General features: G+C 44.4%; 4 protein-coding genes. All 4 read right to left on the bottom strand.

What is annotated here, in order from left to right; all coding sequences use genetic code 11:
- Nucleotides 1-59 precede the first annotated feature (59 nt).
- From F7734_RS07015 to F7734_RS07000, 4 genes are read right to left on the bottom strand one after another with little or no spacing between them, the layout of a single operon-like run.
- Complete coding sequence (locus F7734_RS07015) at nucleotides 60-875, bottom strand: class I SAM-dependent methyltransferase (protein ID WP_155743999.1); 816 nt, start codon at nucleotides 873-875, stop codon at nucleotides 60-62.
- Nucleotides 876-896: 21 nt separating this feature from the next.
- Nucleotides 897-1,904: a TauD/TfdA family dioxygenase gene (locus F7734_RS07010; RefSeq protein WP_155743998.1), complete on the bottom strand. Its 1,008-nt coding sequence runs from the start codon at nucleotides 1,902-1,904 to the stop codon at nucleotides 897-899.
- Between the two features lie 34 nt (nucleotides 1,905-1,938).
- Nucleotides 1,939-2,391: a phosphopantetheine-binding protein gene (locus tag F7734_RS07005; protein ID WP_155743997.1), complete on the bottom strand. Its 453-nt coding sequence runs from the start codon at nucleotides 2,389-2,391 to the stop codon at nucleotides 1,939-1,941.
- Nucleotides 2,392-2,428: 37 nt separating this feature from the next.
- The gene (locus F7734_RS07000) at nucleotides 2,429-10,921 is read right to left on the bottom strand and encodes a non-ribosomal peptide synthetase (RefSeq protein WP_155743996.1); all 8,493 of its coding nucleotides are present in this window, start codon (nucleotides 10,919-10,921) and stop codon (nucleotides 2,429-2,431) included.
- Nucleotides 10,922-11,809: the final 888 nt, after the last annotated feature.

Raw genomic sequence — 11,809 nt, 5'->3', positions numbered from 1 at the left:
TTACTAATTTTGCACCAGTAAAAGCTACGCTTAGTAACAATTATTTAAACCATGCCCTGTTAAGGCTTACAACCAAAGGTGGAAAAGCCTGTAATGGCGCAAAAGAAACGACCAGCCTGACTTGCTTGCTCTAAATGACTTATCCAGTTGGCAGTCTCGTTTGTTGAGATTACACCTACTTGTTGCGCTCTTATAGCGGCACTAAGGACTCCCAAGTGTTTATCTGCTGAGGTACAATCGGTTAGCATCAAAGTATTGGTATCGACACCGATGTCCTTCAACCCAGTTTCCTTGAATAGAGCAGGTAATTGCCGTCCAATCCAGCCGTTACAAGAACTATCACAATGAAAGTTTAATATCTTACGGGTTAAGGTGCGATCGCTAGCATCTATTACCAGAGTTTCCCAATCAGGCTCAGAGATGACAATTCGCGCTCCTGAACGGACTACGCGCACTATTTCAGCTAAAGCTTTGCGAGGATTTTTCAAATGCTGGAAGGTTCGGTCAGCACGACAACAATCAAATGTATTATCGGGAAACTCAAGACTGTGAGCGTCGCATACGCGGTATTTAACTGGCAAACCTAACCCTTCGCTTCTTCTTTGGGCTTCTGTAACCATTGTCTCACTGTTGTCTACTCCCACAACATAACCAGTGTTTCCCACTTTTTGTCCTAGCCTTCGCACGTCATCACCCGTTCCACAGCCTACGTCAAGAATGTGATGACCTTCTTTTATCTCTAAACAAGTAAATGTCTTTTCTTTGTAAGCCTGCACAGATTTCAGCGCGCCGATCGCGTCTAGGTAAAACACAAAGCAGTCCGGGTTTGCTGTATCATCAAGGTTGCCAAAACCAGTTAGTTCTTGTTTTTTCATTCTTTTCATTATTTTAGTGACTTACGACTCACAATCTTCTTGCGTAAAAGCTTCTCCCATAGCCACCACAATCTTTCGTGTCCCCACAAATGGCTTTCGTCCATGTGCCACTAACATATTGTCAAGCAATAACACATCTCCTTCCTGCCAAGGGAAACTCATAGATGCTTGCTGATAAGCCTCACGAATTTCATCTAATACAGAGGTTTCTATGGGAAAGCCGTCACCATAATAAGTATTACGTGGGAGATCCTCCTCTTTAAACAGTTCTAACAGCGCTTCACGCACTTCTAATTCCAAGTTTGATATATGAAATAAGTGAGCTTGATTAAACCAAACCATTTCTTGTGTCTTTGGATGCCTTGCAACACTTGGACGCACTTGACGAGTTCTCAAACGATTGTCATCTTTCCACTCAAATTCCATTGGAGCTTTATGGCAATACTCCTCAACGAGTGACTTGTCTTTTGTCTGAAATGCTTCTTGCCAGGAAAGGTCTATACCACTACCGTAGTTTCGGACGTACATGACCTTTTGTTGTATAAATCGTTCTCTAATTTTTGGGTTAATTGCTTGAAAAACCTTCCGACAATCAGCGATAGGAGTTTCACCTCCCTGAGTAGCTGACTTAACACAGTGAAAACAAATTTTCATTGGCCAAGTGTAAGCATATGAAAATTCATTATGTAAGGCGATATGTTCGCGAGCAGGATATTCAGTTGAGGTATAAATATTGCTTTCAAGTTCTGTTCGAGGTGTTGAGCGTTCTCGGTATTCCAGTAGTTCTGGAGAAATCACTCGCATAAACTTTTCAAATACCAATAGGTCGTTAACATCAAAATTTCGGAAGAGAATTGCTCCGTGCTTTAAGATTTGTTTCTCTATGAATTCTATATTACTTTGAGTCCACGTAACCAGATCGAAATTTTGCCCCTTTGGTTGTATAACTAAAGGGAAGTACTTAAATGGCTGTAGATAGTCTATAGTATTTTCAGCTTCCATAGCTGAAGCTCCTTCTTGCTTGGGCATGCTTTTAAATACGTTTTTTGAAAAGCTTACTGAGTTATTCCTGACTCAACTCGGCTTCTGGGAAGTTTGTTGGTGTGAAACTTTCTGAATCAGTTGATTGGATAGGTATCACAGGAACCTCTTCCGGCTGTGGATCGCGTTCTCCCTCACGAAACAAAGTTGTATCCACAACTGTTGCCAACTCCGCAATTGTTGGATAATCAAAGATATCATTGATACTCAATTGGATACCTGCTTTAATAGCTTTGGCAGTGATTTTAATACTTTGAATTGAATCTCCTCCCAATTCTATAAAGTGATCGTGTATACCTACCTGCTTTAGCCCAAGTACTTGAGCCCAGATATTCGCCAGTGTCTCTTCAACAGGTGTGCGGGGTGCTACAACAGGTGCTTGTTGTTCTGTCGCTTCTTCCTTCATCAGCATTTCCAGAAGTTCACGCTTTTCTGGAGAAAGCTGAGCAAAACGTTTTAATAGATCGTCGCTCATTTTTCGTTTCCTTTGTTCTCAACAATAGTCATAAGTTTTAATTAACTGTTGGCTTCTTTTTAGAAAGCATTGCTCTGACTTCTTCTTCTGAAAGCTCCTCTAGCCTTTTTAAAATTTGAGCCATTGTTTCATCCTTAGACTGTGTCCTCTCAGGGGCTGGGAGGTTTTGGCGATCGACTTTACCGTTTGGCATTAATGGCAAGGCATTTAAAATCACAAAAGCAGTAGGTACCATGTACTCCGGTAGCTTTTGCCTCAAAAAGCTTCGCAATTCCTCAGTTTTAGGAACAGGCTTGCCTTTTGGCACTACATAGGCAATTAAGCGTTGGCTGTCCGACTTATCCTGCCGGATCGAAACAACAGCTTCTTTAATAATTGGGTTTTGGTGCAACATTGTTTCAATCGCCGTCAGTTCGATGCGGTACCCCCTGAGCTTGACTTGATGGTCGATGCGCCCGATAAACTCAATGTTGCCATCGCTCGTGTAACGTGCTAAATCTCCTGTTTTATATAAGCGTTCGCTTGGTTCTTTACTAAACGGATTGGGAATAAACTTTTCAGCAGTTAGTTCAGGGCGGTTGAAATACGCTCTAACCACACCAGGACCACCAATATGCAGTTCGCCGAGAACTCCTATTGGTACTGGTTGTCCATAAGAATTCAGCAAATATATTTGGGTGTTGGCGATTGGGCGACCGATAGGAACAGTATTCTTCAAATTATGGTTTTGACAATTATATACACTGCTCCAGACTGTTCCTTCTGTTGGACCATATTCATTGAATAAAGATGTATGCTGTAACAGATCCTGGTGACGTTTAACTAACTCAGGTGAACAAGATTCTCCAGCAACAATAACGGTGCGTAAAGAAGTAAGCTCAATAGGTTCTATGTGTGCTAAAAGAGCCGCATAAAGAGAAGGAACGCTTAACCAGTGTGAAACCTGATGTTTCTTGATTAGTTTTGCTATCTGCCAAATGTCTTTTTGCAAACCCTCCTTAAGCAGCACTAGAGTTCCTCCTTGACAAAGTGTCCAGAAGATGGTACCAACTGAACTATCAAAGGCGAACGAGGGAATTAATAAGAAATTAATAACAGACTCTAAATAATAAGTTATCCGAGCATTAGTGGAGTGGACTAAGTTCTGGTGGGTAACCTGCACTCCCTTGGGTTGACCCGTAGAGCCTGAGGTGTAAATTACGTAAGCAAGATTTTTTGTAGCAGTGTTACAAATGGGGTTGTCTGAGCTTTCTTGTGCTGGAATAGCACGCTCTGAGTCCAAGCATACGATCCGAGTTCCATGAGTAGAGAGTTCAGTGACCAACCGTGCCTGAGTTAGCAGAACTGGTGCCCGAGCATCCTCCAGCACAAAAGCGAGGTGAGCCTTTGGATAAGCTGGATCTATAGGAACGTAAACTCCACCTGCCTTGAGGACTCCAAGAATTCCTACAACCATCTCTAAAGAGCGCTCCACACAAAGAGCCACCGACACATCGGGACCAACTCCGATACGCCGTAAGTAATGTGCAAGTGCATTGGCTCGACAATTCAGCTCTTGATAGCTCAGTTGCTCATCTTCAAAAACCACAGCAATCGCATCGGGGGTTCGTTGTACCTGCAGCTCAAACTGTTGGTGGATACACAAGTCTTCCGGATATTCAGTTGCGGTGTCATTCCAATCGACTAGTAACCGATTTTGTTCCGAAACTGGGAGAAGACATTTATCTTCATGGTGTTCAAAAGGTTTTGCCGCCATTGCAGTCAAAGTTTCGATGTAATAGCTACCAATAGCCTCTAATTGTTCGCTGTTTATGTCCGCTAATTTGCACTCTAAGTCGAGTTGTATGCGATCTGAAACATGGTTTCGATTGAACTCTACTCTAAGGGTGAAATTGCTTTCTCCAAAACCCTGTCCCCCTAAAATTTCCACATCTTTCAAATCTTTAAGGTTCTGATAAACATGAAAATGAGTATAATTAAAAACAGTCTCAACAAGGGGCTGTCGGGGCTGACGTCCACCAAGCTTTTGCAAATCAGAGTAGGGATAGCGCCGGAAGGGTAACAGTTCTTGTTCAGCTGCAAAAACCTGTTGCACTAAGTCGATCCAAGTTCCGACCGTCAACTTTAGGCGAAGAGGCACAGTGTTAGTATGGGTTCCCAGTGTCTTTTCTCCATCAGCCTCCTCTAGCCGACTATTAGACTCAAGACCCGTCAGGACATCCGCTTCACTGCTAAGCAAACTCATGACTTTAAGGTGTGCAGCAAGCAAAACGTTTTTAAGTGGAACTTCTGCTCTACGTGCTAGTTTCTTGAGTCCATTGGAAACATCCGGGGAAATGGGGACATCTAGAACTCCAATTTCGGACTGGTCTGTTACAGATCGAGAAGAAGACCATCTCGGCAGTTTCGTCGTGATAGAACCCTTTAATTTTTGAGTCCAATAAGCCTTATGTTCTGGAGACTCAAGTATCGTGCGTTCTAAGGCAACAAAATCTCGGTATGAAATTGTCGGCGGTGATTCTATGGAATAGACTTCTGCCTTCAGAAAAGCACAATAACAGGGCAGCAATTCTGTGAGCAAAGAAGCTTTGCTCCATCCATCAAGAATAGAGTTGTGGCAGCTCAAAGTTAAATAAAAGGTGTCATCCGTGAGGCGATGAACGAAAAAGCGGATAAGTGGCGGGCTGGTTAAGTCGAAACGCTGGTTTTTTTCAGCTTCTATCCAGGTTGCGATCGCAACATTTTGTTGATTTGGTAATAAAGAGCGCAAATCCTCCACCTGCAAAGGGATACAAACCGTCTTATGGACTAGTTGCAGAGGTTCGGTGAAGTGGATCAAATCAAACGAGGTACGTAAGATAGGGTGGCGATTGACAAGCTGCTGCACAGCCCTTTGCAATAACTCAACGTCGAAACGGACGCGTAGATGGTATTGAAAGACGTCATGATACATCAATGAGTTAGGGCTGTACTGGCTGTGGAAGATTATACCAGTCTGGACTCTGCTTAAGGGATAGGCATCTTCTATATCACTGGGTAGTTTTTGCCGCTCAACTTCAGATATTAAGCTGAACGCCTCTGTTTTCCCAATTGAGAATGAACTGAGTTCAGCAAAAGTCAGTTCAAGAGCCAGTTTGTGAATCGTTTGATGCTGGAAAATTTGCTGAAGCGAGAAGACTAAACCTCTTGCAGTGGCTCTGGCTACCACTTGGATGCTACGGATAGAATCCCCTCCCAACTCAAAAAAGTTGTCGTGAATCCCTACCTGGTCAATACCAAGCACTTGGCTCCAAACTTCTGCTAATATTTTTTCTATTTTATTACTAGGAGCTACAAATGCTTTTTCCAGTTCAGGTCTGGCTTTACTGGGATCTGGTAGCGCGAGCCGATCTATCTTTCCATTTGGTGTCAACGGAAGTGCATCTACCATTATAAAAGCCGCAGGAATCATGTATTCAGGCAGTTTTTCTCCGAGAAAGCGGCGCAATTCCGAAGTGGTGGGTACTGGCTGATAGGTGACGCAATAAGCAACAAGTCGCTGGAGAGCAGGCTTCACCTCAAATTCAGTCAATTCCCCTTTTAAAAAGCGCCGCAAACTAGTGATGCCATTCGTCTGTTTGGTAAGCAGAGTGAACTCTCGGCGTTCTTCATTATAATTAGTTTCTTGCACAAGCAGAACGACTTCCCGCACGGCTGGGTGTTGACTCAAAACGGCTTCAATCTCCAACATTTCAATGCGGTAACCTCGAAGCTTGATTTGGTGGTCTCCTCGCCCAAGATACTCAATGGTGCCATCCGGTTGGTAGCGTGCCAAGTCACCCGTTTTATACAAGCGTGCTCCCAGTTCGTTACTAAAAGGATTGGGAATGAATTTCAGAGCCGTGAGTTCTGGTTGGTTGAGATAACCGCGTGCTAGACCTGCGCCACCGATATGCAGTTCTCCTTGGACGCCAATGGGAACTGGCTGTAAGTGAGCATCTAGCACATAAATCTGCGTGTTGGCAATGGGGCGACCAATGGGGACAGTGCGTTTGCGACTCTGTTGCTCGCAAGCCCAAAAAGTGACATCAACAGCAGCTTCCGTCGGTCCGTAAAGATTATGCAATTGTGCATTCAAACGTGCAAAAAAGCGCTCTTGCAGTTGGAAAGGTAGTGCTTCTCCACTACACATAACCTGCCTTAGACTGTTACACGTCTCAACATCCGATTCCTCTAAAAACAGTTGCAGCATGGAGGGGACAAAATGGACTGTTGTGACTTGTTGCTCTTGCACGAGCTTAACGAGGTAGTTACTATCTTGATGACCTCCTGGGCGAGCAACCACCAAACGCGCTCCAGTTATCAGTGGCCAAAAGAATTCCCAAATCGAGACGTCAAAGCTAAAAGGTGTTTTTTGCAACACCCCATCTACCGTTGTTAATTGGTAGGTATTTTGCATCCAAAGCAAACGATTACAGATTCCTCTGTGGGTGTTCATGACCCCCTTAGGCTTGCCGGTCGAGCCAGAGGTGTAGATGACATAAGCCAAATTGTTAGTCGTTACCGGGCTGACCGGGTTGTCCGCGTTTTCCAGGGCGTAAACCTCACCGTCTTTGTCCACGCAAACTACAGGTACTTTGTGCTCGGGCAATTCCTCAACAAACTTCTCGTGAGTCAACAGCACCGAAACCTGGGCATCCTCCTGCATAAAAGCCAAGCGTTCCTTAGGATAGGTGGGATCTAGAGGGACGTAAGCCCCACCTGCTTTGAGAATTCCCAAGATACTTACCACCATATCTAAAGAGCGCTCTAGGTAGACGCCAACCAAGACTTCCGGCTTCACTCCCAAAACTTGCAGATGGTGCGCCAACTGATTGGCTCGCTGATTGAGTTCCTGATAAGTCATTTGTTTTTCTTCAAACACCACCGCCACTGCATCCGGTGTCCGCTCTACTTGAGTCTCAAACAATTGATGAAGACAGGAATCTATATTATAATCTGCTAAAGTAGCATTCCACACCCGCAGTAGCTGGTGCTGCTCAGACTCAGTCAGGAGTGACAAAGCACAAACACGCTGCTGTGGAGCGGCGACAATACCTTCTAATAAAGTTTGAAAACAATCTGCCATTCGGGCAATGGTAGCAGCATCGAACAAGTCTGTATTGTATTGCCAAGAAGCAGATAGCGCTCCCTTTACCTCAGCCGTCATTAGGGTGAGATCGAACTGAGCAATCCGCTGTTCCAAGCCTAGGGACTCCAATTCAAGCTCCCCTAGTTTTATTCTTACCCCTGTTTCCCCTAGGGCTAAGGCTGCCAAACTTTCTTGCCCATGCAGGTGTGTTTTTTGCAAGACAAACATCACTTGAAATAGCGGTGACCGACTTGGATCTCGCATCGGCTGTAATTGCTCAACGAGTCGTGCAAAGGGGTAATCCTGGTGCTTGAAGGCATTGAGTACAGTGGAGCGCACTTGAACGAGAAACGCCTCAAACGTTGGGTTTCCAGAAAGAACTGCTCGCAGAACTACTGGATTAACAAAGTATCCCACTAGCTCAGCCAAATCAGCTAGATTTCTACCGATTGTAGGAGATCCCACCAGCAGATCTTCTTGACCTGTGTAGCGGTAAAGTAGCACTTGAAAGGCTGCTAGCAAAGTCATGTAGAGAGTAACTCCGCGATCGCGGCTGAAGTTTTTCAGCTTTTGGGTCAGTGCGGCGCTCAACTTGCAACTTATAGAAGCACCGCAATAGGTTTGGATGGGTGGTCGAGGTCGGTCAGTGGGTAGATTCAGCACTGGCAATTCCCCAGCCAGTTGGTTCTGCCAGTATGTCCGAAGCCTTTCACCTTCTGGGCTTTCCACCATAGCTTTCTGCCAGCAAACATACTCGGTGTACTGTAGCGCTGTTTGACTAAGAGTCGCTGTTGTACCAGCCTTATGCGCTTGATACAGTCTTCCCAGCTCGTGCATTAACACTGCACCAGACCAGAAGTCAGCGATAATGTGATGCAGTACTAGCAGTAAAGTATGTTCTTGTGGCGATCGCGCATGGCACGGCTCCTCTTGGAAGTATCGCGTGAATAAGCTGACCCGTAACAAAGGGTTCTGCTCTAAATTAAAGGGACGATGGGCTTCTTCAATTAGGCGATCGTTCAAGAATGCCTCGTTCCAGGTTGAAACATCTTCGTGCTGGAAACAAACTTCTAAATGTTCGTGAATCAGCTGAACGGGTTCCCCTGAGACACTGGTGAACGTGGTTCGTAATGTTGGATGACGATTCACCAAGCTTTGAAACGCACGACCCAATGCCGGAATATCTAAATCTCCCTGAAGGCGGATTGCACATACAATATTGTATGCTGGGCTTTCTGGTGCCAACTGGTGCAGAAAATATAAGGCTTGCTGACCGTAGGAAAGAGAATTTTCAGCATTTGCTTTGGAGGTTGGAACGAGAGCCGTTTGTTGGGGAAAGCTAGATGCCATTAACTGGGCAAGTACTTCGTTTGCAAGCTGGTCGATACTAGAACCCTGTAAGAAATCGGTTATGGATAAAACCCCACCCAGATTTGTTTCAATGTTGTTTTTGAGTTCAATAGCCATTAAGGAGTCAAGACCTAAAGTACTCAAGGGCTGCTGAAAATCCAACTGAAGCGGGGTTACCTTAAGAACCTGAGCCAAGAGCGCCTGGAGATAAGACGCTAGTTTTAGAAAACGCTCTTCAGGTTTCAGTGCCAAGAGGACTTCGCTCTTTAACGTTGTTGTGTTTCCTGGAGTATACGATTCAAAGACATTGCTTCCTACAACATTTAAACTTCCATTCATAAAGCCAGCTTTACAGGCATATCGTTGAATCTTGCCACTGGAAGTTTTTGGAATGCTTGCAGTTTTAAGCAGCAACACCCCGTAAACTTGTAGCTCGTGTTCTTCAGCCACCGCCTGACGAATGGCTTTAATGACTTCATCAACTTCCAGATTCCGGAGGTAATTGCGCTTCACTTCACCAGCCACTACCAACCGCTCAACACCTGCAACCTCAATTGAAAACGCCGCACAACCACCAGGTTGCAGTGCGGGGTGGCTTTGTTCTATCGTCCATTCAATATCTTGTGGGTAATAATTGCGACCTCGGATGACGATTAGGTCTTTAAGGCGACCAGTCACGAATAGTTCGCCCTCCCACAGAAATCCCAGGTCTCCAGTGCGTAAAAACGGACTTTCTCCTCTAAAGACGCTCTCGCAAACCCGACTCTCTGTTAGGTATGCTCGGAAAGTTTGCTCGGTTTGCTCGGTTCGGTTCCAGTAGCCACCAGTCACACTAGGACCCGCTACCCAAATCTCACCCACTTCATCCGGGGCGCAACGGAGCGCCGTATCGGGATGGGCAATAACAATCTGTAGATCTTGCAGGGGTTGACCGCAACCCACGAGCGTTTGAGCACCTACCTCCTTTGAAGTTACGGGAACAATCCGATTTTGCGCCAGTGCTGTTTGTTGGACAGACAGAATCACGGGTGGAGCCGCCTTGAAGCCACCAGAAACAATTAGAGTTGTTTCTGCCATGCCGTAACAAGAATAAAAAGCTTCGCGGCGAAACCCACAAGACTCAAAGGTTGTGGCAAAGCGATCGAGGGTTTGGGCACGGATATGCTCAGATCCGTTAAAAGCCACTTCCCAGCTGCTAAGGTCGAAAGACGCTCGCTCAGAGGGAGTTATCTTGCTGACACACAGGTCGTAGGCGAAATTGGGACCACCGCTTGTCGTCGCTTTGTATCGGGAAATAGCTTGTAGCCAGCGTCCGGGTTTTTGTAGAAAAGCCACGGGAGACATGAGAATGCACGGAATCCCCAAGTACAGGGGCTGAAGCATATTTCCGATTAAACCCATGTCATGAAAAAGGGGGAGCCAACCCACGAAGATTGTTTTCTCCGTGTGCTGCATGGCTTGTTGGATAATGCGTTCGTTATGCAGAATATTACCATGGCTTACCATCACGCCCTTTGGTGTCGCCGTGGAACCCGACGTGTACTGAAGAAAAGCTAAAGTATCTTTATTTACAGCAGTCTCCTGCCAGCTTTCTTCTAAACCGCTCGGAATACTGTCAATGGTTAGCCACTGTATATCATTGAGTTCTGGAGACTGGATCGACTGACGCTCCATTTCAACCAAAATCTTCGTGGTTGTGAGTGCTACAGTTGCTTGTGCATCTGCTGCGATCGCTTGGAGCCTGTAATGGTGCTGATTGCGTCGAGGCGGATAAGCAGGTACAGCAACCACCCCTGCATACAGACAGCCGAAAAACGCAGCAATGTATTCTAATCCCGCAGGGTAGAGCAGCAAGGCACGCTCTCCACTGACGACTCCACAACTTTGAAGCAAAGCACCAATTGCTCGAGCTTGACAATCGAGTTCACCGTATGTAATATGATTTCTTTCTACCTCGCCATCAATTAAAAAAGAATAGGCTTTCTGCTTAGGCTGCTCTTGCGCTCTCCAATGGAGAAGTTCGATCAACGTGGAAAACTGAACTGGTAGCTCGAAAAGGTGTTTGCTCATGGTTAATAAGAGTCTGTTGCGTACAACGTACCGGAAATAGAAATATTAAAGATAGCTAGAGAATTGAAAATATTTCTTGGGATATAACTGTAGCTAGTTACAAAGAACAGTTGGTCTTCAGCTTGAGAGAATTTAACCTATGAAGCAGCAGAAATGCGAGTTTCTACTGAAGGTTGAAAGAGCAACTTCACTGCACTAACTTATCTCCTAAAAGTACCATCCTACTATGTTTAAGTTAGAGATTAGAGAGAAATCAGTTATCCTTCATAAAAAGTATTGCCTTGACTATTTAAACTTCTTGCAGAATAACGCATAACAAGAATGATGAAAACTTGCTATCGAGTGATAAAGATATTAGAAAATCTCAAATTCTGGAAAAATTCAGCGATTTGTTATCTCACCGTTATTGTTAATGATGCTCCTGCAATAATATTTTCCTTTCAGAGAAAAATTACAAGGTCGAGATTTAAGGCTTTTTAGCAACCTTAATGATGGTATGACAGATTTCCTGTATTTAGCAATCTTTCATAGAGAATTGTTATCACTTTTTTAATTTTCATTTCTTTTTTTTATAAACAAGATAGTACGATCGACTAGAAACTCATAGCAAGTAAAGAAAAACCCTAGCCAGAGAAAACCTCAACAGCCAATATTGCTCCTCAAAGACGCTATACTCAAAATAACATCAAGTTTGACAGCTTGTCTTTTGACATAGACAACAGCTTAACTTATAATGAAATATTTTTTGCAACTAGGAATAGTTAAAAAAACTATTTGTTAGTAATGTCTTAGATTTCGTTCTAAAATTTTGATTGCTTGCTATTTGTTCTGTGAATTTCAAAGTTATGTAAAATAATTCTCATTCTGGGCAAGCGTGATATAAATATA

It is taken from the genome of Scytonema sp. UIC 10036 (assembly GCF_009725235.1).
The sequence above is the reverse complement of the archived record's forward strand: the minus strand, read 5'-3'. Positions and strand labels throughout refer to the sequence as shown.